Raw genomic sequence first — 24,629 nt, 5'->3', positions numbered from 1 at the left:
TACATGAGGATTCCGAGCACCGCCGGCGGTCAGGGCTTTTCACAAAGAGCCGGAGCGCAGCAATGAATCAGGGTTTCCTCAGCGCTCGATCGCCAGCGCTACGCCCTGTCCGCCGCCAATGCATAGCGTCGCCAGGCCCTTCTTGGCATCCCGGGCGATCATCTCGTGCACCAGGGTCACCAGGATGCGGCAGCCGGAGGCGCCGATGGGGTGGCCGATGGCGATGGCGCCGCCGTTGACGTTGACCTTGTCGGTATCCCAGCCGAGCTCCTTGTTGACCGAGAGCGCCTGGGCGGCGAAGGCCTCGTTGGCCTCGACCAGATCCAGGTCATCGATGCTCCAGCCGGCCTTCTCCAGGCAGCGGCGGGTCGCCGGGGCCGGGCCGATGCCCATGATGGACGGATCGACGCCGGCGTTGGAGTAGGCGGCAATGCGCGCCAGCGGCTCGAGGCCCAGCGCCTTGGCCTTCTCGGCGGAGCAGAGCATGACCACGGCGGCGCCATCATTGATGGAGGAGGCGTTGCCGGCGGTGACGCTGCCGTCCTTCTTGAAGGCTGGGCGCATGCCGGAAAGCTTCTCGGCGGTCACGTCGCGCGGGCCCTCGTCGGTGTCGAAGACCACCGGGTCGCCCTTGCGCTGGGGGATCTCGACCGGGACGATCTGGCCCTTGAACTTGCCCTCGCGGATGGCCGCGGCTGCCTTCTGCTGGGAAGCGGCGGCGAACTCGTCCATCGCCTCGCGGGTGATGCCGTACTTGTCGGCCAGGTTCTCGGCCGTGATGCCCATGTGGTAGTTGTTGAAGGCGTCCCAAAGGCCGTCGTGGACCATGCTGTCGACGGCCTTCCAGTCGCCCATGCGCTGGCCGGTACGCGAATTGGGCAGCACGTGCGGCGAGGCGGACATGTTCTCCTGGCCGCCGGCGATGATCAGCTCGGCATCGCCGCAGCGGATCGCCTGGGTCGCCAGGTGCAGGGCCTTGAGGCCGGAGCCGCAGACCTTGTTGATGGTCATGGCGGGCACCGCGTCCGGAAGGCCGGCCTTGATGCTCGCCTGGCGGGCGGGGTTCTGGCCGACGCCAGCGGTCAACACTTGACCGAGCAGGACCTCATCCACCTGGTCGCCGGCGACGCCGGTGGAGGCCAGGATGTCCTTGATGACATGCGCGCCCAGGTCGCTGGCGGAAATGCCGGCCAGGGAGCCGCCGAAGGTGCCGACGGCGGTACGGCGTGCGGCAACGATCACCACGTCTTGCATGCGGGATACTCCTGAAGATAGGTAGCGGACTGGCGGCCGTGTCTGGGGGACACCCTGCACGAGATGACGTCTCAGACAGAGCCGGGTCTCTCAGCATAGGGGAGTCTTGTGCGTCGCGGCAATGCTTCCATGGCCGTAGGGGGCGTCGCGGCGCCTGCATCGCGAGGAGATCGGAGGGCGAGAGCGTTACGCGGAGGGCGGCACGGGAAGAGCTCGGCGTGGAGGGCCTGGGGAAAAGCTCGGGCGGAAGGCACGGGGAGGAAGCGGGGCACCCCGGGGATGGGGTGCCCGCGGGGCGTCAGGCCAGCTGTACGGGAATGGCGTTGCTGGTATGGCTGATGACGTTGCCTTCCTTGAGATAGACCAGCGCTGGCTGGTGGGCGTCGAGCTCCGTCTCGCTGTAGTGGGCGTAGCTGCAGATGATCACGCGCTGCCCTTCGCTGGCGAGGTGGGCGGCTGCGCCGTTCACCGAGATGATCCGCGAGCCTTCCTCGGCGCGAATGGCGTAGGTGGTGAAGCGCTGGCCGTTCTCGACGTTGTAGATCTGGATCTGTTCGTTCTCGCGGATGCCGGACATGTCCAGCAGCTCACCGTCGATGGCGCAGGAGCCTTCGTAGTTGAGCACGGCATGGGTGACGCGGGCCATGTGCAGCTTGGCCTTGAGCATGATGGTCTGCATGGGACAAGGGTTCCTCTGGTCGCGATGCCGCGCGGTCAGCGCGGCAGGGTCAGGCTCAGGTTATCGATCAGTCGGGTCGGGCCCAGGCGGGCCGCGGCGAGCAGCACGGCCTCGCGCGTCGTCGCCTCGACCGGGCCCAGGTCGGCGGCGCGCAGCTCCAGGTAGTCCGGCGCGAAGCCGGCGTCCTTCAGCCTGGCGAGGCCATCGTTCAGGGTCTCGTGCGGGGCGGCGCCGTTCTCCAGCGCCTCGCGCAGTGCGCCCAGGGTCGCATAGAGGGTCGGGGCGACGCTGCGCTGTGCGCCATCCAGGTAGCCGTTGCGCGAGGAGAGCGCGAGGCCGTCCTCGGCGCGCACGATCGGCACGCCGATGATCTCCACCGGCAGGTGCAGATCGGCCACCAGGCGGCGGATCACCGCCAGCTGCTGGTAGTCCTTCTCGCCGAAGCAGGCCACGTCGGGCTGCGCCAGCTGGAAGAGCATGGTGACCACGGTGGCGACCCCGTCGAAGTGGCCGGGGCGGTCACCGCCGCACAGGCCCTCGCTGACCTCGGGGACGCAGACCCGGGTCTGGGCGTTGAGCCCGCGGGGGTAGAGGGTGGTGGTCTCGGGGGCGAACAGCAGGTCGCAGCCGGCCGCCTGGAGCTTCGCCTGGTCCTCGGCGAGGGTGCGCGGGTAGGCGTCGAGATCCTCGCCGGGGCCGAACTGCAGCGGATTGACGAAGATGGTCGCCACCACCAGGTCGCCCCGGCGGCGGGCTTCCGCCACCAGCGCCAGGTGGCCCTCGTGGAGGTTGCCCATGGTCGGTACCAGGGCGATGCGCTGGCCGCGGCGACGGGCCTCGTCGAGCGTCTCGCGCAGGGGGGCAATCTCGTGCAGGGTGCGCATCGTCTCGGGCTCCCGGAATAAAGACTTAGAAGCAGTGCGCTTCGGCGGGGAAGCGGCGGGCCTTGACGTCCTCGTGGTAGTGACGGAAGGCGCCCTGGATGTCGTCGGCATCCACCATGAAGTTCTTGACGAAGCGCGGCGTGCGGCCGTGGGTCACGCCCAGCACATCGTGCATCACGAGAATCTGGCCGTCGGTATCGGGGCCGGCGCCGATGCCGATCACCGGCACCTCCAGCGCTTCGCTCACTGCCCGACCCAGGCTCGCCGGCACGCACTCCAGCAGGATCACCGAGGCGCCTGCCTCGACCAGGGTGCGGGCATCCTCGAGGATCCGCGTCGCCTGCTCGGACTCGCGGCCCTGCACCTTGTAGCCGCCCAGCTGGTAGACCGACTGGGGGGTCAGGCCGAGGTGGGCGCAGACCGGCACGCCGCGGCGCGTCAGCTCGCGAATGCCCTCGGCCATCCAGGCCTCGCCCTCGACCTTGACCAGCTCGGCGCCGGCGCGCATCAGGGCGCCGGCATCCTGGAGCAGGCGCTCGGTGCTGGAGTTGCTCATGAAGGGCAGGTCGACCATCAGCAGGCTCTTGCCCTTGCCGCGCGCCACGCAGCGGGTGTGGTAGCAGACCTCGTCGAGGGTCACCGGCAGGGTGCTGGCATGCCCCTGCAGGACCATGCCCAGCGAATCGCCCACCAGCAGCACCTCGATGCCGGCCTCGCCGGCCGCCCGTGCGAAGGAGGCGTCGTAGGCAGTCAGGCAGCTGAAGGGCTCACCGGCGCGCTTGAGGGCCGACAGCGTGCTCAGGGTGACGGTTTTCATGGCGTGCTCTCATCGTCTGGTCGGGGGGAGGCCTCTGGCGGACCGTCCTCGGTGTAACCCGCGATTGTTACCCGAATCATGCCGGGGTGTCGATAGGTAACAGTGTGGGGCCATCATCCGCCGGTCGGTAACACCGGCGCCAGGTCCTGGGATTCGAGCTCGGCCGCGAGGCGGGTCAGCGGCGTGCCGTCGAGCGCGAGGCTCGGGGCCAGCTCGACCAGTGGCACCAGCACGAAGGCGCGCCGGGCCATCTCCGGATGGGGCAGGGTGAGGCGCGGCAGCGTTAGCCGGCGGTCATCATATAGAAGTAGGTCCAGGTCCAGGGTGCGGGGTCCCCAGCGGCGACCGCGCACCCGGCCATGGCGCTGTTCGAGGGCCTGCAGCTGATCGAGCAGGGCAAGCGGCGAGAGCCGCGTCACCAGATGCGCCACGGCGTTGACGTAGTCGGGCTGGTCGGCAGGCCCCACCGGACGGCTGGCGTAGAGCCTCGAGGCGGCGACGCGGCGCGTCAGCGGCAGACGCTCGAGTTCATCGAGGGCGCGCGCGACATGCTCGCGCGGGCCATCGAGATTGCTGCCCAGGCCGATCCAGGCGTGATGCCCGGTATTAGGCTCGCCACTCATGTCATGCGTCGCTCGCGGGGCCCCGCGGCTTGCGGCGGCGCCGGCGGCGCTTGCGCGGCGCTCCGCTGCCGGCCGGGTCGGCGCCGACCTTGCTCAGCAGGCGGCGCTGCTCGTGCTCGTCGGCATGCTGGAAAGCGGTCCACCAGTCGCCGAGGCCCGGGTCGAGCTCGCCGGCCTCCTCGCGCAGCAGCAGGAAGTCGTAGGCGGCCCGGAAGCGCGGATGCTCGCGGGTCTGGAAGACGCGCTTGCCGCGGCGCAGCGGCAGCCGCTGCTGCAGATCCCAGATGTCGCGCATCGGCAGGCTGAAGCGCTTGGGAATCGAGATGTGCTGGAGCTGGCGCGACACCACCTGCTGGGAGGCCGTCTGGAGCGCGGGGATCGCCGGCATGCCCTCGGCCTCGAGGATCGCCTGACGCTGCTGGACGGGCGCCCAGAGCAGGGCGGCGAACAGGAAGGCCGGCGTTACCGGGCGCTCCTCGCGGATGCGGCGATCGGTGCTCGAAAGCGCCTGCTCGACCAGGCGCTCGGCCCAGGGCTGCTCCTCCATGGCCTCGTCGGCCTCGGGGAAGAGCATGGCGAACAGACCGTAGCGGCGCAGCAGCTGGAAGGTGACGACCCCGTGGCCGGCCATGAACAGCTTGAGGATCTCGTCGAACAGCCGGGCCGGCGGAATCTGCAGCAGCAGCGGTGCGGCCTCGGCGATGGGCGCTTCGGTGGCCGGATCGAGGTGGAAGTCGAGCTTCGCGGCGAAGCGCACCGCGCGCAGCATCCTCACCGGGTCCTCGCGATAGCGCGTCGCCGGGTCGCCGATCAGCCGCAGGGTGCGGGCCTCGATGTCCTTGACGCCATCGGCGAAGTCGTGGATCGAGAAGTCGGCGATGTTGTAGTAGAGGGCGTTGACCGTGAAGTCGCGACGCAGGGCATCCTCCTCGAGGTTGCCCCAGACGTTGTCGCGCAGCAGCAGGCCATCATCCGACTGCTGGGAGATATGATCGGCATGATCGTCGTTGGGCTTGCCGCGGAAGGTGGTGACCTCGATCACCTCGCGGCCGAAGCGCACGTGCACGATGCGAAAGCGCCGGCCGATGATTCGCGAGTTGCGAAACAGCTCGCGGATCTGTTCCGGCGTCGCATCGGTGGCGACGTCGAAATCCTTGGGCATATGGCCGAGCAGCGAGTCGCGGATGCACCCGCCGACCAGGAAGGCCTGGAAACCGGCATTGTGCAGGCGGTAGAGCACCTTGATGGCGGCGTCACTGAAGTGCTGACGCGAGACCGGGTGTTCCTGACGGGGAATGATGCGAGGACCGGTGCTGCCGGCCGGCGCATCCTGAGGGCCGAACAGCGACTTGAAGTGCTGGCCCGGGCTCTGCAGAAAGCGGGTAAAACCTTTGATCATGCGGCGATATCGACTCGCGGGACGCGGAAAAGCGTTGAGTGTAGCCGACCACTGACACCTTGCAAAGCGCGGGGCGGCGATGAGCCGGCGATCGCCAGGTCATGAGGGGCGTCCAGGCGTTGCCGGACAGGGGGTGGCAGGCATGGGTCAGACATAGAAAGGGGAGGCCGGTGGCCTCCCCTGAAAAGCAGGATGCTGCGTCCGTGCAGCTGATTTTTCTTCGTGATGGCGCATCGCCCTGAATACGCACCACAGTCACCAAGGAGTGTTCAGGCAAGCGGTGTTGTTATGGTTGTTGATGCTCCTGACGGCGACCGTCTCGTATTCAAAACAATAGTCCAACCACGACGGCATGAAAGTATGCCTCCTCCCGGATTGTTGGCATTGTTGCCGGGAGTGCACCTCGCTGGCCGTTGTCATTGTTGTTGGCCGTACTTGGGTGCGTCGCGTCCTGATGGCTCCGGTGCTTCGAGCAGCTTGTTGTTGTTGAGTCTCGAAGGCCTCGCGCCGTGCCGCTGCTGTTCTTGTTGTCGGCAAGCGCCGAAGTCGTAGGGGCCCGAGTGTCTTGTTGTTGTTGTCGGGACGGGCCCTGTCACGCCTGGATGCCTTGTTGTTGTTGTTGTTGGCACGGGGTGACGTCCGGATTTGTTTTTCTTGCCCTAGTAGTAGCAGGTGGCGTGCCACTGTCGAGAAAAACGTTATAAAACATGGGCGTGTGTATGGGTCGCTGGAGCCATGTTGCGACACGGCGGCCGAGTGTTACCCATCTGGCCCCGCCTTGGGGCAGTGGCTGTGTGGGAAGGTAACAAATGGTGCAGAACGTGGTCGGGAAGGAGGAAAAACGGTGCCCGCGGCGTCGGCCGCGGGCGCTTACACTATGGTCGTATGGTCAGGGGTCGTAGGGTCAGGGTGCGTAGGGTCGGGCGGCGTCATCCCGTGTTGCGGCGCGGGCTCTTCTTGCGCGGGATGCCCAGGCGCTGGCGCCGCTCCCACAGGCACTTGCGGCTGATGCCGAGTTTCTGGGCGAGCTCGGTCTCGCTCATCTGGTCCTGGTGCTCCAGCACGAAGTGCTGGAAATAGTCCTCCAGGGAGAGGTCGTCCTCTTCACCGGGCTCCGGTTCCGCGGGGCCGGACGAGGCCGGCACCTGGCCTGCCGGTGCCACGAGAGGCCGGGGCGCAGTGGCCAGTCCCAGGTCGTCGGGATGGATCAGGTGGCCCTCGGCGAGGATGACGCCGCGCTCCAGGGCGTTCTCCAGCTCGCGCACGTTGCCGGGCCAGGGGTAGTCGCGGATGGTTCGGCGGGCGGCCCGGGAGAGCCGCAGGCCTTCCCGCTCGTGGCGGCGACAGGCCTTCTCCAGGAGGACATCGGCGATCTGCAGGATGTCATCCTCGCGCTCGCGCAGGGAGGGCAGGTCGATCTGCATCACGTTGAGGCGATAGTAGAGGTCGAGGCGAAACTCGCCGGTCTTCGACAGGCTCTGCAGGTCGCGGTGGGTGGCGGCGATCAGGCGCACGTTCACGTGGCGGGTCTCCACCGAGCCGATCTTGCGGATCTCGCCCTCCTGCAGCACGCGCAGCAGGCGCGCCTGGGCATCGAGGGGCAGTTCGCCGATCTCGTCGAGGAACAGGGTGCCGCCATCGGCGGCCTCGACTAGCCCGGTACGTGCGGCGCTGGCGCCGGTGAAGGCGCCCTTCTCGTGGCCGAACAGCTCGGACTCGATCAGCGTCTCGGGAATGGCCGCACAGTTGACGCAGATAAGCGGTGCGCCGGCGCGCCGGCTCTGCTGGTGCAGGGCCCGAGCCACCAGCTCCTTGCCGGTGCCCGATTCGCCCTGCACCAGCACCGTGACATCGGCGGGCGCCGCCTTGCGGATGCGGGTGTAGACCACCTGCATGGCGGGGCAGTTGCCGATCATGGTCTGACGCTGGCCGTTGGGCTCGGTGATGTCGGGTGGCTCGCCCTGCTGGGTGGCCTGCTGGTGCAGGACCCGGGCCACGGTCTCGAGCAGCTCGTCGTGATCGAAGGGCTTGGCGACATAGTCCACGGCGCCCTGCTTCAAGGCCTCCACTGCCGAGCGCATGCTCGCGTAGCTGGTCATGATCAGCACCGGCACGGGGGCGGCGCGGGCGATCAGCTCGGTGCCGGGCTCGCCGGGCAGGCGCAGATCGCTGATCACCAGGTCGAATCCCTGGGGCTCGAGAGCCAGGGCCTCGGCCACCGACCCCGCCTCGCTGACCCGGTGGTCGTGCCGTTCCAGCAGCCGCCTCAGGGCGCTGCGGATGATGGCTTCGTCTTCAACGATCAGGATCCGGCTCATCGGTGGGGTCACCATGCTCTGTGTTGAGGGGCAGCCACAGGTTAATGCGGGTGCCCTGGGCCTGCCCGGGGGGCGGGGAGTCGATATCGATATGGCCGCCGTGCTCGGCGATGATGCTGTAGACCAGCGGCAGGCCAAGCCCGGTGCCCTCGCCGGGCGGCTTGGTCGTGGTGAAGGGCTCGAACAGGTGATCGCGCACGTGCTCGGCGATGCCGTGGCCCTGGTCGGTGACGGTGACGTGCAGCCACTCGCCCTGGCGGCCGGCGTCGACGATCACCTCGCCGCCGGGGACGCTGGCATCCCGGGCGTTGCCGATCAGGTTGACCAGCACCTGCAGCAGCCGCTGGGCATCGCCCTCGACCTGGAGGCCCTCGGGGCAGCGATTACGGTAGTGGATATCCTCCCCCGAGCGGGCCAGGTGGATCAAGTGCAGGGCCTCATCGGTCACCTCGGCCAGCGAGACCGCGGCGAAGGTCTGCCCCGCCACGTGGCGACCGCCGTGGGCGAAGCCGACCAGCGACTCGACGATGCGCGAGATGCGGTCGGTGAGCTGCTGGATCTGGGTCGCGGTCTCCAGCACCTCCGGGTCGTCGGTATCGTAGCGCAGGTTCTGCGCCAGCGAGGAGATGCCGGTGACGGGGTTGCCGATCTCGTGTGCCACCCCGGCCGCCAGCTGGCCGATCGAGGCGAGCCGCGCGGCGTGCACCAGTTCGTCCTCTAGCCACTTCATCTCGCTGTGATCCTCGACCAGCACCACGGTGCCGCCGCGGATATCCTCGTCGGCGGTGAGCTCGGCCTTGTGCAGGCTCAGGTGGCGGAGCGTGCCCTCCAGCGTCACCGGCTGCTTGTAGAGGTGATCGTGATGCTCGAGGAACATGCGTCCCAGCAGGTCGTTCCAGGGGGCCGGCAGGCTGTCCCGACGGGAGCCGACCACGCTGGCGCCGTCGATGCCGGTCAGCTCGGCGAGGGCGTCATTCCACATCAACAGCTCGTCGTCGACGCCGAAGGCGCACAGGCCTACCGGCAGGCGAGTGAGGATGCGGCGATGATAGCGGCGCAGGCCGTCGAGTTCGCGGGCGAGGCCCGTCAGCCGGGTGCGGTAGGCCTCCAGGCGGCTCTCGACGAAGTGGATGTCATCGGTGGGCTCCTGGCCGCCGCGGCGATAGGGCAGGTGGCGGTCAACCATGTCCTGGGCCACCGACGGGCCCATCAGCCCGGAGAGGTTGGCCTGGATGCGATCGCGCAGGCGGCGCAGCGCATAGGGGCGCCCGTCCAGCGGCGACAGGCCCAGGTCAATCAGCGCCCGGTCGACCTCGCGGCCGGCGACCTCCTCGCCGAGGGCGCGGGCCAGGTGATACTTGAACTCCTCGCCGTTGCCGGCGACCAGCGGCAGGCGCTTGGGGCGGATCACCGCGTCCACCGAGCAGGCCTCCGCCGCGGCGCGTTCGCCGTCGGAGGTGGGCGTGAGCAGCGAGACCAGGATGAAGGTGAGGATGTTGGCCGCCAGCGAGACGATCGTCACCACGTACCAGTTCGGCTGGCCGGCCAGGGCCTCGAGGCCCGGCGGCAGCAGCACCTGGGCCGGCAAGTCGGTGAGCAGCGGCACCCAGCTGCCGGCGAGCCACACCAGCACGCCGGCCGTCAGTCCGCTGACCATGCCCTTGCGGTTGGCGCCGGGCCAGTAGAGCAGCGCCAGCATGCCCGGCAGGCACTGGGCCATGCCGATGAAGGCGGCAAGCCCCAGGGTGGTGAGGTCGTGGTTCACCCCCACCAGGCGATAGAAGAGCCAGCCGGCGAAGATCACCGCGCCGATCAGCGCGCGCCGCAGCCAGCGCAGCCAGTGGTAGAGGTCCGGCTGGTCCACCGGGGGATGGGCGACTAGCACCAGGTGGTTGAGGATCATCCCCGACAGCGCCAGCGAGATGATGATCATGGTGCCGCTGGTGGCCGCGAGGCCGGCGATGAAGACCACGCCCTGCAACCACAGCGATTCCGAGAGCCCGTAGGCCAGGTAGGCGCTGCCGAGCCCCGCGGCATCGGTGCCCAGGCGCTGGGCGGCCCACAGGATCAGCGGCACCGGCAGCGCCATCAGCAGCAGGAACAGCGGCAGCGCCCAGGCGGCCTGCAGTAGGGTGCGCCGCGAGAGCGTCTCGGCGAAGGTGATGTGGAACATGTGCGGCATCAGGAAGGCCGCGGCGAAGAACAGCAGCAGCAGGGTGCGCCACTGGGCCGGGTCCAGATGCTCCACCCGCGCCTGGGCCAGGCGGCCCGGGCCGTCGAGCCAGGCCTGCAGGTCCCCGGGGCCGTTGAAGACCACGAACAGCGCGAAGCCGCCCAGCGCCAGCATGGCGACCAGCTTGACCAGCGATTCCAGGGCGATGGCCGCCAGCAGGGTGTCGTGGCGGGCGTGGAGCCGAGTGTGTCGGGCGCCGAAGAGGATCGCGAACAGCGCGATCAGCGCACAGAACGCAAGCGCCAGCAGCGACGGCGAGGCGGTGCCGGTCAGCAGATGGATGGAGTCGCCCAGGGTCTGCACCTGGAGGGCCAGCAGTGGCAGCACGGCGAGCAGGCTGACCAGGGTGATCAGGGTGCCGACCCAGCGCGAGCGGAAGCGGAAGGCGAAGAGGTCGGCCAGCGAGGCGAGCTGGTAGGTGCGGGTCATGCGCTGGATCGGTACCAGCAGCACCGGGGCGAGCAGGAAGGCGCCGGCCACCCCCAGGTAGTAGGCCAGGTAGCCGTAGCCGGCGCGGCCGGCCAGCTCCAGGCTGCCGTAGATCGCCCAGGCGCTGGCATAGGTGCCGAGCGCCAGGGTGTAGACCACCGGGTGGCGGGCGATACGCGTGGGAATCCAGCCGCGCTCCACCGCCAGGGCGCAGAGAAACAGCAGCAGCAGGTAGCCGCTGCCCAGTGCCAGGACGGCGCCGAGACTAGCGTTCATCGAGCTTTCTCTTCTGTTCCAGCCACAGGGTCAGGGCGATCAGCACGCCCCACACCACGAAGGGGCGATACCAGGCGATCTCGGGACTCGCCCAGCCGCTCATCAGCAGCGGCGAGAGTAGATACCCGCCGAAGACCAGGAAGAGCATGATGCGATAGACGTACACGTCGGGCTCCTCTCAGGGGATGGTGGCGTCGGTCTGGCGATGGGGCGCGGCGCGAAGCCGGGCGACGTCCCAGTGCCTGATGCCCCACTGGAGCTGCTCGGCCACCGGGGCCGTGGAAAGCTCCCGCGGGGGCGCCTGATCCAGCGCCGCCAGGGCCGCATGCAGCAGCGGTCGCACCGCGTCATCGACCTCCGGCAGGGGCGGTGCCAGGTTCTGCTTGGAGAGCTTCTGGCCGTCGTCACCGAGGATCAGCGGCAGATGCAGGTAGCGCGGCTCAGGATAGCCCAGCGCCTGCTGCAGCTGGCGCTGCCAGGGGGTGTTGTCGAGCAGGTCGACACCGCGCACCACGTCGCTGATGCCCTGGTCGGCATCATCCACCACCACCGCGAGCTGATAGGCCCAGAGGCCGTCCTTGCGCTTCAGCACCACGTCGCCGAGCTCGGCCGGATCGAAGCGCTGTTCGCCGAACAGGCGATCCGGCCAGACTACCGGGCGCGGCCCCAGATCGCTGCGCAGTCGCCAGGCCATCGGCTTGGCGGGGTCGCACACGCCGTGGCGGCACCAGCCGGGATAGACGGGGTAATCGCGCCACTGCTTGCGCGAGCAGCTGCAGGGGTAGGCGAGGCCCGCGGCCTTGAGGCGCTCGAGCGCGGCGGCGTAGGCGTCGTCGCGCTCGTGTTGCCAGCTCACCGGGCCGTCCCAGTGAAGGCCGAAGGCCTCGAGCTGGCGCAGGATGGTGTCGGCGGCGCCGGGCGGGCAGCGCGGCGGGTCGATGTCCTCGAGGCGCAGCCGCCACTCGCCGCCTGCGCGGCGGGCATCGAGGAAGCTCGCCAGGGCCGCCACCAGGGAGCCGAAGTGCAGCGGGCCCGAGGGGGTAGGCGCGAAGCGGCCGCGATAGCCGCTCATCGCACGACTCCCGCGTGAAGGGCCGACACGCAAACGGGCACCCTCAGGTGCCCGTCGCGGGGGGAGTTCCGAGGCATCGGCATCGCCGTCAGCCGCCCAGCTGCTTTTCCTTGAGCTCGGCCAGGGTCTTGCAGTCCACGCACAGGGTGGCGGTGGGTCGCGCCTCGAGGCGGCGGATGCCGATCTCGACGCCGCAGGCCTCGCAGAAGCCGTAATCGTCATCATCGATGTTGTCGAGGGTCTCGTTGATCTTCTTGAGCAGCTTGCGCTCGCGATCCCGCGTGCGCAGCTCCAGGTTGAAGCCCTCTTCCTGGGTGGCTCGGTCGGCCGGGTCGGCGTAGTTGTTCGCCTCTTCCTGCAGGTGGCGAACGGTGCGGTCGACCTCTTCCATGAGCTCCTGTTTCCAGCCCAGCAGGATCTTGCGGAAGTGCTCCAGCTGCTTCTCGTTCATGTACTCTTCACCCGCCGCCGGCTCGTACGGGGTGAATTTCTTGGGAGCATCCATCTTCTTTTCTGCTACTGGCATGGGTCCGCCTCGTGTCTTGAGTGACTGCTGATCAATACCTGCTGCGGGCAGGGTATTTCACGCCAAAGGGATGCTTGTTTATCGGAAAAAGACCGGCGTTGCAACCTCCGGCGGCGTCGGGACTGCTGCATCGCGCCAAAAGTCGTAACATGTCAGTTTTGACCACCGATCGTCGGCAAGATGCCCTTCGCTCTCCGGCGCGACCAGAGGAGCCATGGATGAGCTGGAATGCCCGGGTGGCGCGTATCGCCCCCTTTCGCGTGATGAGCCTGCTGGAGATCGCCCAGGCCCGGGAGGCCGCCGGTCACGACGTCATCCACCTGGAGATCGGCGAGCCCGACTTCGCCACCCCCGCGCCGGTCGTGACGGCTGGCCGCGACGCCCTGGATGCCGGCCAGACCCGCTATACGCCGGCGGCCGGCCTGCCGGCGCTGCGCGAGGCGATCGCCGGGCACTACGCCGAGCACTTCGGCGCCGCGGTCGACCCGGCGCGCATCCTGATCACGCCGGGGGCCTCCGGGGCGCTGCTGCTGGCCAGCCAGCTGCTGGCGGGCCGCGGCGACCGGGTGCTGATGGCCGACCCCAACTACCCCTGCAACCGTCACTTCATGGCCCTGGCCGGCGCCGAGGTCGATGCCGTGCCGGTGGGGCCGGAGAGCGGCTGGCAGCTCGATGCCGAGCTGGTGGCGCGCCACTGGCAGGCTGACACTCGGCTCGCCATGCTGGCCACGCCCTCCAACCCGACCGGCCACATGCTCGACGCGGGCCGGCTCGCGGCGGTGGCCGACACCGTGAAGGCGCGCGGCGGCGAGCTGCTGGTCGACGAGATCTACCAGGGGCTCTGCTATGACCTGCCGCCGCTCTCGGTGGCCGCGACCACCCCGGATGCCTTCGTGGTCAACAGCTTCTCGAAGTACTTCGGCATGACCGGCTGGCGCCTGGGCTGGCTGCTGGCCCCCGAGGCGGCGGTGGAGCCGCTCATTCGGCTGGCCCAGAACGTCTTCCTGGCCGCCTCCACCCCGGCCCAGCACGCCGCCCTGGCCGCCTTCACGCCCGAATGCCGCGAGATCCTCGAGGCGCGGCGGCTCGAGCTCGGCCGGCGCCGCGATGCCCTGCTGGCGGGGCTCTCGCGGCTGGGGCTGGCGCCGTCGCTGCCGCCCCAGGGGGCCTTCTACCTGTGGCTCGACGTCTCCCGCGTCAGCGACGACAGCGAGGCGTTCTGCCGGGCGTTGCTCGAGGAGGAGAACGTCGCCATCACCCCGGGCACCGACTTCGCCCTGGCGGGGGGCGAGCATCACGTGCGCATCGCCTTCACCACCGGCGAGGCGCGCCTCGAGGAGGCGGTGAGCCGCCTCGAGCGCTTCCTGGCGCGTCGCTGATGATCTATCCGACTCTGGTGCCCGGCACCCTGCTGCGTCGCTACAAGCGCTTCCTGGCCGACGTGCGCCTCGATGACGGCCGCGAGGTGGTGGCGCACTGTCCCAATACCGGCTCGATGCGGGCGGTGAACGTGCCGGGCTGCCGGGTGTGGCTCGCCGCCAGCGACAACCCGGCCCGCAAGCTGGCCTGGACCTGGGAACTGATCGAGCTGCCGCAATCCGACGGCAGCGTGGCGGCGGCCTCGGTGCACACCGGGCGCGCCAACCGCATCGTCGAGGAGGCGCTGCACGCAGGAAGCGTAGAGGAGCTTGCGGGCTACGCGGAAATCCGCCGTGAGGTGCGCCTGGCGGCGTGGGGTGAGGGAGTGACGGCGGGCAGCGGCCATGAACGCACCCGGCTCGACTTCTGCCTCGAGGATGCGCACCGCGGCACGGCCTTCGTCGAGGTCAAGCAGGTGACGCTGAGGGAGAGCGACGGCCACGGCTACTTCCCCGACGCGGTCAGCGCGCGGGGGCGCCGCCACCTGGAGGCGCTGGCGGCGCTGGCCGAGGCGGGGCACCGGGCGGTGCTGCTGTTCTGCGTGGCTCACGAGGGCATCGAGGACGTGGCGCCGGCGGCGCACCTGGACCCCGCCTATGCCTCGACGCTTGGCGAGGTGGCGGCGCGCGGCGTGGAGGTGCTGGCACGGCGCTGCGAGTTCGTCCGCGAGGACGGCGTGCCGGTGGCGGTGTGCCTGGGGAAGGGGCTTGCGGTTTCACTCACCCGCCAGGTGGATGCGTCCGTCGTCGTCGACTGAGACGGGAATCTGGCACAGATGCTCGCCTTGGCAGGGGCCGAACACGCACTCGCCGCCCTCGGGCAGGAAGAGCGCGCCGTGCATGGCGCACTGGATCAGCTCCCCGCCGGCCTCCAGGAAGCGGTTCGGTTCGGCCTCGAGGGGCACGTCCTGGTGGGGGCAGCGGTTCTCGAAGGCGCTGACCAGGCCATGCACCCGTACCAGCAGCGCATCGCGCCCGTCGGGCAGTCGCACACCGAGCGAGCCGCTCTCCGCGAGGTCGGCGACGTGGGCGATGGGCGGTGCGGTCGTGGCCGGCTCGGCTGCGTCTTGGGTCGAGGCGCTCATCGATCGATGTAGAAGCGCTGGATGAAGCTCACCTCGGCGGGCTCGGCATTGCGGTCGTAGCGCACGCGCAGGTCGAAGCGCATCGGCTCGTCTTCGCGGATGCGAAACACCGCGACCTGGGAGGGCGTGTCGTTGATGCGCAGGCTGCGAAAGGCCAGCGGACGGCCCTCGCTGCCGTCGAGCGTGCCGCTGCGACCCTCGACCGAGGCGATGACGGGGCGGGTCGAACCGTCCTCGAGGCGCTCCATCACGCTGACATTCAGCAGCGCCATGGCCTGGCTGCGCTGGATGCCGTGCTCCCGGGCCACCGCCTCCGGCAGGAAGCTGGTGTTCACGGCGCTGTAGTGGATCTGGTAGTCCCCCACCTGTTCGAACTGCTGGGCCTGGGCGGGCAGGGCCGCCAGCAGGATCAGGCCCAGCATCAGGGCCGTCAGGCTGTGTCGCATCATCGTCGGTTCTCCCTTGGGGCTCTCGGCTCTTTCTAGGCTCTGGTTCTAAGCTCTGGTTCTAAGCTCTGGGCAGTGGGGCAGCGGTCTCGGGACGCGTGGGCTTACGGCCGGCGGGCGACCCGGAAGATGGCGATCTCGCCGAACAGGTTGGGCCACCAGCGCGAGGTCCAGTGGCCCTCGTGATCGCCAATACCCACCGCTCGGTCGACAATGCTCAGACCCTTGTCGCGGCACAGGCGTTCAAAGTCGTTGAAGGTCGACAGGTGGATGTTGGGCGTGTCGTACCAGGCGTGGGGCAGCGAACGCGAGACCGGCATGTAGCCCTTGAAGCCGAGGTAGGCGCGGTGGCGCCAGTAGGCGAAGTTGGGGAAGGTGATGATGCACTCCCCGGCGACACGCAGCATCTCGTCGAGCATCAGGTCGGGGCGGCGCAGCGCCTGCAGCGCCTGGGTCATCACCACCAGGTCGCAGGCGTTGTCGTCGAAGTTGGCGAGCCCCTCGTCGAGGTTCTGCTCGATGACGTTGACGCCCTTGGCGAGGCAGGCGGTGATGCCGTCCGGGTCGATCTCCAGGCCGTAGCCGGTGACGTCCTTGTCGCGGGCCAGCGCCGCCAGCAGGGTGCCCTCGCCGCAGCCCAGGTCGAGCACCCGGGCGCCTTCGGGGATCCAGGCGTGAATCAGCTTGAGATCGGCGCGCATCATGAGTGCTCCTCCAGGCCCAAGTCCCGGGCCGCGCGATCCATGAAGGCGGCGAACACCGCCTGATAGCGGGGCTCGGGCATCAGGAAGGCGTCGTGGCCGTGGGACGAGTCGATGTTGACGTAGCTGACCGACTTGTCGGCGCGGATCAGGGCGTTGACCAGCTCCTTGGAGCGCGACGGCGGGAAGCGCCAGTCGGTGGTGAAGCTGACCACCAGGAAGGGGCAGGCCGCCGGGGCCAGGGCTCGGGCCAGTTCGCCGTCGTGGGCCGCCGCCGGATCGAAGTAGTCCAGCGCCTTGGTCATCAGCAGGTAGGTGTTGGCGTCGAAGGAGGTGGAGAAGGTGTCGCCCTGATAGCGCAGGTAGGACTCCACCTGGAACTCCACGTCGAAGCCGAAATTCAGGTCGGTGCTGCGCAGATCGCGGCCGAACTTGCTGCCCATGGCGTCTTCGGACAGGTAGGTGATGTGGCCCACCATGCGGGCGAGCTTGAGGCCGCGCCGCGGTGCCGTGTCGTGGTCCGCGTACCAGCCCTCGAAGAAGTCGGGGTCGGAGCGGATCGCCTGGCGCGCCACCTCGTTGAAGGCGATGTTCTGGGCCGACAGCTTCGGCGTCGCCGCGATGACCACGGCATGCGCGATGCGCTCGGGATAGGAGAGCGTCCACTGCAGCACCTGCATGCCGCCCAGGCTGCCGCCGATCACCGCGGCGAAGCGCTCGATGCCCAGCCGATCGGCGAGCTGCGCCTGGCTGTGCACCCAGTCGACCACGGTGATGATTGGGAAGTCCGGTCCCCACTGGCGTCCCGTCTCCGGGTTCTCGCTGGTAGGGCCGGTGCTGCCATGGCAGCCGCCGAGGTTGTTCACCGAGATCACGAAGAAGCGATCGGTGTCGATCGACTTGCCGGGGCCGATGTGCGCGTCCCACCAGCCCGGCTTGCGCTCGTCGGCCGAGTGGAAGCCGGCGGCGTGGTGGTGCCCGGAGAGGGCGTGGCAGATCAGGATGGCGTTGGAGCGCTCGGCATTGAGGGTGCCGTAGGTCTCGTAGACCAGGTCATAGGCCGGCAGCGTCCTGCCGCAGGCCAGGGCCAGGGGTTCGGCGAAGTGCGCCGTCTCGGGCGTCACCAGGCCGACCGAATCGCGGGGAAACTCGGGCATCGGTCTGTCGTGTCCAGTCGTTGTTATGGGCCAGTCTCAGAGGCCGACCAGGGCCCCGGCGATGCCGGCGGCGCGGGTCAGCGAGCCCACCACGATACCATCGATCAAGCTGATGGCGATGAACACCACGATGGGCGACAGGTCGATCATGCCCAGCGGCGGGATGACCTTGCGTACCGGCGCCATGATCGGCTCCACCAGCTGCATCACCAGCAGGGCGCCGGGATGGCTGGCCTGGGGCGCCACCCAGCTCAAGATGATCATCACGATCATCGCGAAGAAGTAGATCTTGAGCAGGGCGTTGGCGACGGCGGCCACCGCACCGATCGCCACGCCGGCAATCGGCGCCATGCCGAAGCCGGCGATCTGCAGGATCAGGAAAATACTGACCGCCTTGATCACGAAGGCCGTGGCCAGGGTCGCCAGGTCGAAGCGGCCCATTACCGGCCCCAGAAAGCTCTGGAAGGGGCGCACCGCCGGCTGGGTGACCTTCACCACCGACTGGCTGATGGGGTTGTAGTAGTCGGCCCGCGACGCCTGCAGCAGGAAGCGCAGCATCAGCAGGAAGATGTAGATATTGATCAGGGTGTTCACCAGCAGCAGGCCGGCACTTCCCAGTTGACTGCCCATCGGGGCTCCTCCATGTCCTTGAAACGTGATCGTGTTGGCTCGTGAGGGCTCAGCGCTGGCCAAGCTCGTCGGCCATCTCGGCGGCGCGATCGGCGCAGGCGGTCATCGCCTCGCCCATGATGCGGCGCAGCTCGGCATCCTCGAGGTGCGCGATGGCGCGCTCGGTGGTGCCGCCCGGCGACATCACATTGCGCTTGAGCTCGGCCGGCGGCTTGTCGCTTGCCAGCGCCATCTTCGCCGCCCCCAGCGCCGTCTGCATGGCCAGGCGACGGGCGGTGTCGGCGGGCAGACCGAGCGTCACGCCGGCCTCCTCCATGGCCTCGAACATCAGGAAGAAGTAGGCCGGGGCGCTGCCCGAGACGGCGGTGACCGCGTCCAGCAGGGCCTCGTCCTCGACCCACTCCACCAGGCCCACGGCCTCCATCAGCTCGGTGGCGAGCCGGCGCTGATCCGCGTCGACCCGTGCGTTGGCGTAGAGGCCTGCGGCCCCGGCGCCGACCAGGGCGGGAGTGTTGGGCATGCAGCGTACCAGTGGCAGCTCGCCGCCGAGCCACGCCTCGAGTGTCTCGGCCGGCAGCCCCGCGGCCACCGAGACGATCAGCGGCCGGCGCGCCTGGACGGCGTCGCGCATCTGCTCGCAAACCTGGCGCATGATCTGCGGCTTGACCGCCAGCACCACCACGTCGGACTCGGCGACGGCCGCGGCGTTGTCGGTCTCGGTGCGGATGCCCAGCCGCTCGCGCAGCGGAGCGAGGACGTCGTCGCTGGGTGAGGTGGCGATGACGTCGTCGGGCGAGAAGCCGCTCTCGATCATCCCGCCGATGATGGCGCCGGCCATGTTGCCGGCGCCGATGAAGGTGATTGTGCTGGCCATGGGATCTGTCCTTGTGTGGTGAAAAGCCTCGGCCGGCAGCCGGCGCGGGCGGGATTAGCGCGTGTGACGCTCGCCGAAGATGGCGGTGCCCAGGCGCACCAGGGTGGCGCCCTCGGCCACCGCGGCCTCCAGGTCGGCGCTCATGCCCATGGAGAGGGTATCCAGCGGTGCCTCGGGGAAGCGCTCGGCAAGCGCCTCCAGGGCCTGGCGCAGCCGGGCGAAGGGCAGGCGCTGCTCGGCCGCGGTCTCGGCCGGAGCGGGGATCGCCATCAGGCCGCGCAGTCGCAGGCGTGGCATTGACAGCACGGCTTCGGCGAGTGCCGGTAGGGCGTCTAGGGAGACCCCGGACTTGCTCGCCTCGTCGCTGATGTTGACCTGCAGGCAGATCTCCAGCGGCTCCAGGCCCTCGGGGCGTTGATCGCTCAGGCGCCGGGCGATCTTTTCCCGGTCTACGCTGTGCACCCAGGCGAAGTGCTCGGCCACGTCGCGGGTCTTGTTGGATTGCAGCGGCCCGATGAAATGCCAGACGATGCCCGCGAGGTCCGCCAGCTCGACCTGCTTGTCCAGGGCCTCCTGGACGTAATTCTCGCCGAATTCACGCTGCCCTTCGTGCCAGGCCTGGCGGATCAGCGCGGCGGGTTTGGTCTTGCTCACGGCGAGCAGCCGGGCGGCGTCGGCGGGCCGGCCCGCGGCGTCGAGCGCCGCGTCGAGCCGGGCGCGAGCGGCGGCCAGCGACTCGCAAAGTACCAGGTCCGTCATGTCGTATGGTCTGTCATACTGGTCATCCAGAAGGGAACCTTATCCCGGAAGCAGGGGAAACGCATGGATATTACCGAACTGCTGGCATTCTCGGCAAAGCAGAACGCCTCGGACCTCCATCTCTCGGCCGGCCTGCCGCCGATGATCCGCGTCGACGGCGACATTCGCCGGCTCAACGTGCCGGCCATGGAGGACCGCGAGGTCCGCAAGCTGATCTACGACATCATGGCCGACCGCCAGCGCCGCGACTACGAGGAATTCTTCGAGACCGATTTCTCCTTCGAGGTGCCGGGCGTCTCCCGCTTTCGCGTCAACGTCTTCAACCAGGCCCGCGGCGCCGGGGCGGTGTTTCGCACCATCCCCACCGAGGTGCTGAGCATGGAGGATCTGGGCATGGGCCAGGTCTTTCGCCAGCTCTCGATGCTGCCCCGCGGTCTGGTGCTGGTGACCGGCCCCACCGGCTCGGGCAAGAGCACTACGCTGGCGGCGATGATCGACTACATCAACGATAACCGCTTCGAGCACATTCTCACCATCGAGGACCCGGTGGAGTTCGTCCATCGCAGCAAGCGCTGCCTGATCAACCAGCGCGAGGTGCACCGCGATACCCACGGCTTCGCCCCGGCCCTGCGCAGCGCCCTGCGCGAGGACCCGGACATCATCCTGGTTGGCGAGCTGCGCGACCTCGAGACCATTCGCCTGGCCCTCACCGCGGCCGAGACGGGCCACCTGGTGTTCGGTACCCTGCACACCACCTCGGCGGCCAAGACCATCGATCGCATCATCGACGTCTTCCCGGGAGACGAGAAGTCCATGGTGCGCTCGATGCTCTCCGAGTCGCTGCAGGCAGTGGTCTCCCAGGCCCTGCTCAAGCGCCAGGGCGGCGGCCGGGTGGCGGCCCATGAGGTGCTGGTGGCCACGGCGGCGGTGCGCAACCTGATCCGCGAGGACAAGGTGGCGCAGATCTACTCGGCGATCCAGACAGGCGGCAATCTCGGCATGCAGACCATGGATGCCGCGCTGGCGCGGCTGGTCACCGATAACGCCGTGGCGCGCGAGGAGGCCCAGGCCCAGGCCAAGGGCGCGCTGGGCTGAGCACGCACAACAAGGAGGCAGGGACATGACGGCGAAAGAGTGGCTTCATCAGCTGCTGGATATCATGGTGCAGAAGGAGGCGTCGGACCTGCTGATCTCGGTGAACGCGCCGCCCACGCTGAAGATGGCCGGCCAGCTCATTCCCCTGGGCGACCAGGGGCTCAGCGTGGCCCAGGTCACCGAGCTGGTCGGCGTCTCGCTGCCCGAGGCGCAGCGGGAGCGCTTCAGGACCGAGCACGAGGCCAACTTCGCCTTGAGCCTCAAGGGCATGGGGCGCTTTCGCGTCAGTGCCTTCCAGCAGCGCAACCAGATGGCCATGGTCGTGCGGCGTATCGGCTTCGACATTCCTCACCTGGAAGAGCTCTCGCTGCCCGCCACCCTCGGCGAGCTGGCCAACATCAAGCGCGGCCTGGTGTTCGTGGTTGGCGGCACCGGGACTGGCAAGTCGACCACTCTGGCGTCGATGATCCAGCAGCGCAACGAGACGGTCGGCGGCCACATCATCAGCGTCGAGGATCCCATCGAGTACGTGCACCCGCACCGCAAGGCGATCATCAACCAGCGCGAGGTGGGCATCGACACCGAGTCCTTCGAGGTGGCCCTGAAGAACACCCTGCGCCAGGCGCCGGATGTGATCCTGATCGGCGAGGTGCGCACCCGGGAGACCATGGAGCACGCCCTGACCTTCTCCGAGACCGGCCACCTCTGCCTGGCCACGCTGCACGCCAACAACGCCAACCAGGCGCTGGATCGCATCATCAACTTCTTCCCCATCGAGCGTCACGCCCAGGTGTGGCTCGACCTCTCGCTCAACCTGCACGCCATCGTCGCCCAGCAGCTGCTGCCCACGGTCGACGGCGGGCGCTGCCCGGCGATCGAGATCATGCTCAAGTCGCCGCTGATCGGTGACCTGGTGCGCAAGGGTGAAGTCGGCGAGATCAAGAAGATCATGGCGCGCTCGCGGGATCTCGGCATGCAGACCTTCGATCAGGCGCTCTATGAGCTCTTCAAGGCCGACAAGATCACCGAGGAGGTGGCACTAGTGCACGCCGACTCGGCCAACGACCTGCGCATGATGATCAAGTTCGCCGACGAGAGCGGCGACGGGGTCGTCGGGGCCAAGGAGGCGGCCAGCCACCTCTCGCTGAGGGGCGAGGATGACTTCTAGCGGTACGGTCCGCCTGCCGGCAGGGGCTCAGGGGGCGTAGAGCCCGCCGAGCACCCGGCCGCCGGCGGCGCCGGTCACCGAGGGCAGGTTGCCCGGCTGGCCGGCCAGCCGGCGGTCGGCCAGCCAGGCGAAGGCCCCGGCCTCCAGCCAGTCGGCGGGCCAGCCCCAGTCGTCGCCGGTGGTGAGTGGGGTCTCGGGCAGACGGCGCGCCAGGCGTGCCAGCAGGTCCGGGTTGTGGGCCCCGCCGCCGCAGGGGATCAGCAGCGCGGGCGGCGGGGCCGACAGGGTCTCCCGGGCCATCTCCACGCCCAGCGCCACGCTGGCGGCGGTTAGCTCGGCCAGTGTCGCCTGCACGTCCTCCGGTGATTCACCCTCCTCCAGATGCCTTTGCAGCCACTCCAGATGGAACACCTCGCGGCCGGTGCTGCGAGGCGGTGGCCGGTGAAAGAAGGGCTGTGCCAGCAGGCGCGTCAGCAGCGCCTCGTCGACGCGGCCCGAGGCCGCCCAGGCGCCGCCGGCGTCGAAGCGCCCACCGCGATGGCGGGCGTGCCAGGCGTCCAGCAGGGCGTTGGCCGGGCCGGTATCGAAGCCCAGCGGTGGGCGCGGATCCTCGCTCGGCGGCAGCAGCGTGAGGTTGGCAAAGCCGCCGAGGTTGAGCACCAGGCGCCACTCGCCGGGTGCCCGGAACAGCGCCTCGTGGAAGGCCGGCGCCAGCGGGGCGGCCTGGCCGCCGGCGGCCAGGTCGCGGCGGCGCAGGTCGCCGACCACCGCGCAGCCGGTGAGCTCGGCGAGCAGGCTGGGGTTGTCTAGCTGCAGGGTATAGGCCGGGCCGTCGTCATGCCCCCAGGGGGCGTGCTCGATGGTCTGGCCGTGGCTGCCGATGGCGGCAATGGTCTCCCGCGTCGCGCCGCTGCCGGCGATCAGCGCCTCGACGGCGGTGGCCTGCAGGCGGCAGAAGGCGTCCTCGGCGGCCGCCAGCTCGGCGAAGGCCGCGCGATCGGCATGGCAGAGTCGCCACAGCAGGTCGCGCAGCGGCTCTGGCATCGTCTCGGCGTGGGTGGCGACCAGGCTCGGCGGCTGCCCCGGGGTGACATCGACGAGAGCGGCATCGACGCCGTCGAGACTGGTGCCTGACATCAGGCCGATGAAGAGGCTCATAGGGACTCCCGGGCGGGCTCAACCGTGGGTGGTCGGACATGGTACCATCCTCGACCATTCGAACACCGAGTGCCCGCCGGGTCGCGGGCCGCCTGCTGAGTGGAGAGGAGACAATGACCGATGTAGCTGGCGCGCTGGCGCTGCTCAAGCGCGGCACCCACGAGATCCTGCTCGAGGACGAGCTGGAGAAGAAGCTGACCTCCGGGCGCACGCTGCGCATCAAGGCGGGCTTCGACCCCACGGCGCCGGACCTGCACCTCGGGCACAGCGTTCTGCTGACCAAGATGCGCCAGTTCCAGGACCTGGGTCACAAGGTAATCTTCCTGATCGGTGACTTCACCGGGCGCATCGGGGATCCCACCGGCAAGAACGTGACGCGCAAGCCGCTCACCGAGGAAGAGGTCAAGGCCAACGCTCAGACCTACAAGGAGCAGGTGTTCAAGATCCTCGATCCCGACAAGACCGAGGTGCGCTTCAATGCCGAGTGGTTCTCGGCCATGAGCGCGGCCGACATGATCGAGCTCGCCGGCCAGAGCACCGTGGCGCGGATGCTAGAACGCGACGACTTCGACAAGCGCTACAGCGCGGGTCAGCCGATCTCCCTCCACGAGTTCCTCTATCCGCTGGTGCAGGGCTACGACTCCGTGGCCCTGGAGGCCGACGTTGAACTCGGCGGCACCGACCAGAAGTTCAACCTGCTGATGGGGCGCGAGGTGCAGAAGCATTTCGGCCAGTCGCCCCAGGTGGTGATGACCATGCCGCTGCTCGAGGGGCTCGACGGCGTGCAGAAGATGTCCAAGTCACTGGGCAACTATGTCGGCGTCGACGAGACTCCGGGGTCGATGTTCAACAAACTGGTCTCCATGCCCGACAGCCTCATGTGGCGCTACTTCGAGCTGCTCTCGCTCAAGCCCAACGAGGAACTCGAGGCGCTCAAGCGCGATGTCGAGGCCGGAGCCAACCCGCGCGACATCAAGATGGTCCTCGCCCGCGAGCTGATCGGCCGCTATCACGGCGAAGAGGCGGCCGCCAACGCCCACCGCAGTGCCGGCAACCAGCTCGCCGAGGGCGAGCTGCCGGAGGACCTGCCCGAGGTCGAGGTCGACTTCGAGGGCAGCGCCCAGGCACCGATCGCCGCGGTGCTCAACCGCTCGGGGCTGGCCAACAACAGCGCCCAGGCCAAGGACATGCTCGGCAATGGTCGGGTCAAGGTGGATGGCGAGGTGGTTGAGCGTGATCATATGCTCGAGACCGGCAAGAGCTACGTGATCCAGGCGGGCAAGAAGCGCTATGCCCGCGTGACTCTTGGCTAAGGCATGCCTCTTTATCTGTGGCTGACCGGCTCGCCCGGTCACGACGCCCGCCTTGCGCGGGCGTTCCTGTCTCTATAAGGCAAATTATCCACAGCCGGTGTGCAGGTAGTGCCGGTGGATAAGAGTGGTGGTTAGTCGTTGTGCTTGGCAAGGCGGCGTGAGGTGGGCGTGGTTTTCTGGCCCTCTTGTCATCGCCTCTTCACTGCCGCGACACGCGCCTGACATTTTTCTTCATCGAGGCCTTGCGCGGTGCCGGGGAAATCCGTAAAGTACGCATCCGCTGCCGGCAACGGGCAAACGTTGCAGGCGGTAATG

At 68.7% G+C, this 24,629-nt stretch carries 24 protein-coding genes; 5 read left to right on the top strand and 19 right to left on the bottom strand.

The genetic code is table 11. The features are described 5' to 3' along the window. Window positions 1–78: 78 nt before the first annotated feature. From RSO68_RS05525 to dksA, 11 genes are all read right to left on the bottom strand, one after another. A complete protein-coding gene (locus RSO68_RS05525; protein ID WP_089852082.1) occupies window positions 79–1,254 on the bottom strand; it encodes an acetyl-CoA C-acetyltransferase in 1,176 nt (391 codons plus the stop codon). A 298-nt stretch (window positions 1,255–1,552) separates the two neighbouring features. Then, the gene (panD, locus tag RSO68_RS05520) at window positions 1,553–1,933 is read right to left on the bottom strand and encodes an aspartate 1-decarboxylase (RefSeq protein ID WP_089852080.1); all 381 of its coding nucleotides are present in this window, start codon (window positions 1,931–1,933) and stop codon (window positions 1,553–1,555) included. A 35-nt stretch (window positions 1,934–1,968) separates the two neighbouring features. Then, complete coding sequence (gene panC / locus RSO68_RS05515; RefSeq protein WP_315585766.1) at window positions 1,969–2,817, bottom strand: pantoate--beta-alanine ligase; 849 nt, start codon at window positions 2,815–2,817, stop codon at window positions 1,969–1,971. A 25-nt stretch (window positions 2,818–2,842) separates the two neighbouring features. Continuing rightward, window positions 2,843–3,634, bottom strand: coding sequence for a 3-methyl-2-oxobutanoate hydroxymethyltransferase (gene panB, locus RSO68_RS05510; protein ID WP_315585765.1), 792 nt, complete (start codon window positions 3,632–3,634; stop codon window positions 2,843–2,845). A gap of 113 nt (window positions 3,635–3,747) precedes the next feature. Next, on the bottom strand, window positions 3,748–4,257 hold the full coding sequence (gene folK / locus RSO68_RS05505; RefSeq protein ID WP_315585764.1) for a 2-amino-4-hydroxy-6-hydroxymethyldihydropteridine diphosphokinase: 510 nt from the start codon (window positions 4,255–4,257) through the stop codon (window positions 3,748–3,750). A 1-nt stretch (window position 4,258) separates the two neighbouring features. Continuing rightward, on the bottom strand, window positions 4,259–5,656 hold the full coding sequence (gene pcnB / locus RSO68_RS05500) for a polynucleotide adenylyltransferase PcnB (RefSeq protein ID WP_089852072.1): 1,398 nt from the start codon (window positions 5,654–5,656) through the stop codon (window positions 4,259–4,261). A gap of 929 nt (window positions 5,657–6,585) precedes the next feature. Next, entirely contained in the window at window positions 6,586–7,974 is a 1,389-nt protein-coding gene (locus tag RSO68_RS05495) for a sigma-54-dependent transcriptional regulator (protein WP_315585763.1), read from the bottom strand. Further along, window positions 7,952–10,912 (bottom strand): ATP-binding protein, encoded by a 2,961-nt coding sequence (locus tag RSO68_RS05490; RefSeq protein WP_315585762.1) that lies wholly within the window; start codon window positions 10,910–10,912, stop codon window positions 7,952–7,954. The genes RSO68_RS05495 and RSO68_RS05490 overlap by 23 nt, the downstream gene beginning before the upstream one ends. Further along, window positions 10,902–11,078 (bottom strand): hypothetical protein, encoded by a 177-nt coding sequence (locus RSO68_RS05485; RefSeq protein WP_166462108.1) that lies wholly within the window; start codon window positions 11,076–11,078, stop codon window positions 10,902–10,904. Before RSO68_RS05485 ends, RSO68_RS05490 begins: the two co-directional genes overlap by 11 nt. A 12-nt stretch (window positions 11,079–11,090) precedes the next feature. Next, window positions 11,091–11,984: a tRNA glutamyl-Q(34) synthetase GluQRS gene (gene gluQRS / locus RSO68_RS05480; protein ID WP_315585761.1), complete on the bottom strand. Its 894-nt coding sequence runs from the start codon at window positions 11,982–11,984 to the stop codon at window positions 11,091–11,093. A gap of 88 nt (window positions 11,985–12,072) precedes the next feature. Beyond that, the gene (gene dksA / locus RSO68_RS05475; RefSeq protein ID WP_089852064.1) at window positions 12,073–12,510 is read right to left on the bottom strand and encodes an RNA polymerase-binding protein DksA; all 438 of its coding nucleotides are present in this window, start codon (window positions 12,508–12,510) and stop codon (window positions 12,073–12,075) included. Window positions 12,511–12,728: 218 nt separating this feature from the next. Between dksA and RSO68_RS05470 the strand changes: the two genes are divergently transcribed. Together RSO68_RS05470 and sfsA are read left to right on the top strand one after the other, a co-directional pair. Beyond that, window positions 12,729–13,889: an aminotransferase class I/II-fold pyridoxal phosphate-dependent enzyme gene (locus tag RSO68_RS05470; protein WP_315585760.1), complete on the top strand. Its 1,161-nt coding sequence runs from the start codon at window positions 12,729–12,731 to the stop codon at window positions 13,887–13,889. Next, complete coding sequence (gene sfsA, locus RSO68_RS05465) at window positions 13,889–14,686, top strand: DNA/RNA nuclease SfsA (RefSeq protein ID WP_315585759.1); 798 nt, start codon at window positions 13,889–13,891, stop codon at window positions 14,684–14,686. The genes RSO68_RS05470 and sfsA overlap by 1 nt, the downstream gene beginning before the upstream one ends. On the opposite strand, the gene RSO68_RS05460 is transcribed toward sfsA, so the two are convergent. The 7 genes from RSO68_RS05460 to RSO68_RS05430 form a co-directional block, all read right to left on the bottom strand. After that, window positions 14,645–15,013 (bottom strand): Rieske (2Fe-2S) protein, encoded by a 369-nt coding sequence (locus RSO68_RS05460; RefSeq protein WP_315585758.1) that lies wholly within the window; start codon window positions 15,011–15,013, stop codon window positions 14,645–14,647. The genes sfsA and RSO68_RS05460 overlap by 42 nt on opposite strands. Beyond that, window positions 15,010–15,462, bottom strand: a complete 453-nt coding sequence (locus RSO68_RS05455) for a DUF4426 domain-containing protein (RefSeq protein WP_089852055.1) — start codon at window positions 15,460–15,462, stop codon at window positions 15,010–15,012. The genes RSO68_RS05460 and RSO68_RS05455 overlap by 4 nt, the downstream gene beginning before the upstream one ends. A 101-nt stretch (window positions 15,463–15,563) precedes the next feature. Next, a complete protein-coding gene (gene metW, locus RSO68_RS05450; RefSeq protein WP_089852352.1) occupies window positions 15,564–16,160 on the bottom strand; it encodes a methionine biosynthesis protein MetW in 597 nt (198 codons plus the stop codon). After that, on the bottom strand, window positions 16,160–17,317 hold the full coding sequence (gene metX, locus RSO68_RS05445; protein ID WP_315585757.1) for a homoserine O-succinyltransferase MetX: 1,158 nt from the start codon (window positions 17,315–17,317) through the stop codon (window positions 16,160–16,162). The genes metW and metX overlap by 1 nt, the downstream gene beginning before the upstream one ends. Before the next feature lie 36 nt (window positions 17,318–17,353). Continuing rightward, entirely contained in the window at window positions 17,354–17,947 is a 594-nt protein-coding gene (locus tag RSO68_RS05440; protein ID WP_315585756.1) for a YggT family protein, read from the bottom strand. A 49-nt stretch (window positions 17,948–17,996) separates the two neighbouring features. Further along, entirely contained in the window at window positions 17,997–18,821 is an 825-nt protein-coding gene (proC, locus tag RSO68_RS05435; protein ID WP_315585755.1) for a pyrroline-5-carboxylate reductase, read from the bottom strand. A 54-nt stretch (window positions 18,822–18,875) separates the two neighbouring features. After that, window positions 18,876–19,580: a YggS family pyridoxal phosphate-dependent enzyme gene (locus RSO68_RS05430; RefSeq protein ID WP_315585754.1), complete on the bottom strand. Its 705-nt coding sequence runs from the start codon at window positions 19,578–19,580 to the stop codon at window positions 18,876–18,878. 63 nt (window positions 19,581–19,643) lie between these two features. On the opposite strand from RSO68_RS05430, the gene RSO68_RS05425 reads away from it, so the two are divergent. Together RSO68_RS05425 and RSO68_RS05420 are read left to right on the top strand one after the other, a co-directional pair. Next, window positions 19,644–20,675: a type IV pilus twitching motility protein PilT gene (locus RSO68_RS05425; RefSeq protein ID WP_089852345.1), complete on the top strand. Its 1,032-nt coding sequence runs from the start codon at window positions 19,644–19,646 to the stop codon at window positions 20,673–20,675. Between the two features lie 25 nt (window positions 20,676–20,700). Continuing rightward, window positions 20,701–21,843: a PilT/PilU family type 4a pilus ATPase gene (locus tag RSO68_RS05420; RefSeq protein ID WP_315585753.1), complete on the top strand. Its 1,143-nt coding sequence runs from the start codon at window positions 20,701–20,703 to the stop codon at window positions 21,841–21,843. Window positions 21,844–21,870: 27 nt separating this feature from the next. Here RSO68_RS05420 and RSO68_RS05415 read toward each other — a convergent pair whose 3' ends face one another. Beyond that, a complete protein-coding gene (locus RSO68_RS05415; protein WP_315585752.1) occupies window positions 21,871–23,001 on the bottom strand; it encodes an anhydro-N-acetylmuramic acid kinase in 1,131 nt (376 codons plus the stop codon). A 113-nt stretch (window positions 23,002–23,114) separates the two neighbouring features. Between RSO68_RS05415 and tyrS the strand changes: the two genes are divergently transcribed. Next, window positions 23,115–24,314 carry a tyrosine--tRNA ligase gene (tyrS, locus tag RSO68_RS05410; protein WP_315585751.1) on the top strand — a complete coding sequence of 400 codons (1,200 nt, stop codon included), beginning with the start codon at window positions 23,115–23,117 and terminating at the stop codon, window positions 24,312–24,314. Window positions 24,315–24,629: the final 315 nt, after the last annotated feature.

The sequence above is a fragment of the Halomonas saccharevitans genome (assembly GCF_032333995.1).
GTDB classification, from domain to species: domain Bacteria; phylum Pseudomonadota; class Gammaproteobacteria; order Pseudomonadales; family Halomonadaceae; genus Halomonas; species Halomonas saccharevitans.
Note: the sequence above shows the minus strand (reverse complement) of the source record. Positions and strands in the feature narration are given on the sequence as shown.

Bases quoted from the DNA above. Each gene is read 5' to 3' on its own strand.
- RSO68_RS05525 (WP_089852082.1), bottom strand. From the start codon at position 1,254: ATGCAAGACGTGGTGATCGTTGCCGCACGCCGTACCGCCGTCGGCACC.
- panD (WP_089852080.1), bottom strand. From the start codon at position 1,933: ATGCAGACCATCATGCTCAAGGCCAAGCTGCACATGGCCCGCGTCACC.
- panC (WP_315585766.1), bottom strand. From the start codon at position 2,817: ATGCGCACCCTGCACGAGATTGCCCCCCTGCGCGAGACGCTCGACGAG.
- panB (WP_315585765.1), bottom strand. From the start codon at position 3,634: ATGAAAACCGTCACCCTGAGCACGCTGTCGGCCCTCAAGCGCGCCGGT.
- folK (WP_315585764.1), bottom strand. From the start codon at position 4,257: ATGAGTGGCGAGCCTAATACCGGGCATCACGCCTGGATCGGCCTGGGC.
- pcnB (WP_089852072.1), bottom strand. From the start codon at position 5,656: ATGATCAAAGGTTTTACCCGCTTTCTGCAGAGCCCGGGCCAGCACTTC.
- RSO68_RS05495 (WP_315585763.1), bottom strand. From the start codon at position 7,974: ATGAGCCGGATCCTGATCGTTGAAGACGAAGCCATCATCCGCAGCGCC.
- RSO68_RS05490 (WP_315585762.1), bottom strand. From the start codon at position 10,912: ATGAACGCTAGTCTCGGCGCCGTCCTGGCACTGGGCAGCGGCTACCTG.
- gluQRS (WP_315585761.1), bottom strand. From the start codon at position 11,984: ATGAGCGGCTATCGCGGCCGCTTCGCGCCTACCCCCTCGGGCCCGCTG.
- dksA (WP_089852064.1), bottom strand. From the start codon at position 12,510: ATGCCAGTAGCAGAAAAGAAGATGGATGCTCCCAAGAAATTCACCCCG.
- RSO68_RS05470 (WP_315585760.1), top strand. From the start codon at position 12,729: ATGAGCTGGAATGCCCGGGTGGCGCGTATCGCCCCCTTTCGCGTGATG.
- sfsA (WP_315585759.1), top strand. From the start codon at position 13,889: ATGATCTATCCGACTCTGGTGCCCGGCACCCTGCTGCGTCGCTACAAG.
- RSO68_RS05460 (WP_315585758.1), bottom strand. From the start codon at position 15,013: ATGAGCGCCTCGACCCAAGACGCAGCCGAGCCGGCCACGACCGCACCG.
- RSO68_RS05455 (WP_089852055.1), bottom strand. From the start codon at position 15,462: ATGATGCGACACAGCCTGACGGCCCTGATGCTGGGCCTGATCCTGCTG.
- metW (WP_089852352.1), bottom strand. From the start codon at position 16,160: ATGCGCGCCGATCTCAAGCTGATTCACGCCTGGATCCCCGAAGGCGCC.
- metX (WP_315585757.1), bottom strand. From the start codon at position 17,317: ATGCCCGAGTTTCCCCGCGATTCGGTCGGCCTGGTGACGCCCGAGACG.
- RSO68_RS05440 (WP_315585756.1), bottom strand. From the start codon at position 17,947: ATGGGCAGTCAACTGGGAAGTGCCGGCCTGCTGCTGGTGAACACCCTG.
- proC (WP_315585755.1), bottom strand. From the start codon at position 18,821: ATGGCCAGCACAATCACCTTCATCGGCGCCGGCAACATGGCCGGCGCC.
- RSO68_RS05430 (WP_315585754.1), bottom strand. From the start codon at position 19,580: ATGACGGACCTGGTACTTTGCGAGTCGCTGGCCGCCGCTCGCGCCCGG.
- RSO68_RS05425 (WP_089852345.1), top strand. From the start codon at position 19,644: ATGGATATTACCGAACTGCTGGCATTCTCGGCAAAGCAGAACGCCTCG.
- RSO68_RS05420 (WP_315585753.1), top strand. From the start codon at position 20,701: ATGACGGCGAAAGAGTGGCTTCATCAGCTGCTGGATATCATGGTGCAG.
- RSO68_RS05415 (WP_315585752.1), bottom strand. From the start codon at position 23,001: ATGAGCCTCTTCATCGGCCTGATGTCAGGCACCAGTCTCGACGGCGTC.
- tyrS (WP_315585751.1), top strand. From the start codon at position 23,115: ATGACCGATGTAGCTGGCGCGCTGGCGCTGCTCAAGCGCGGCACCCAC.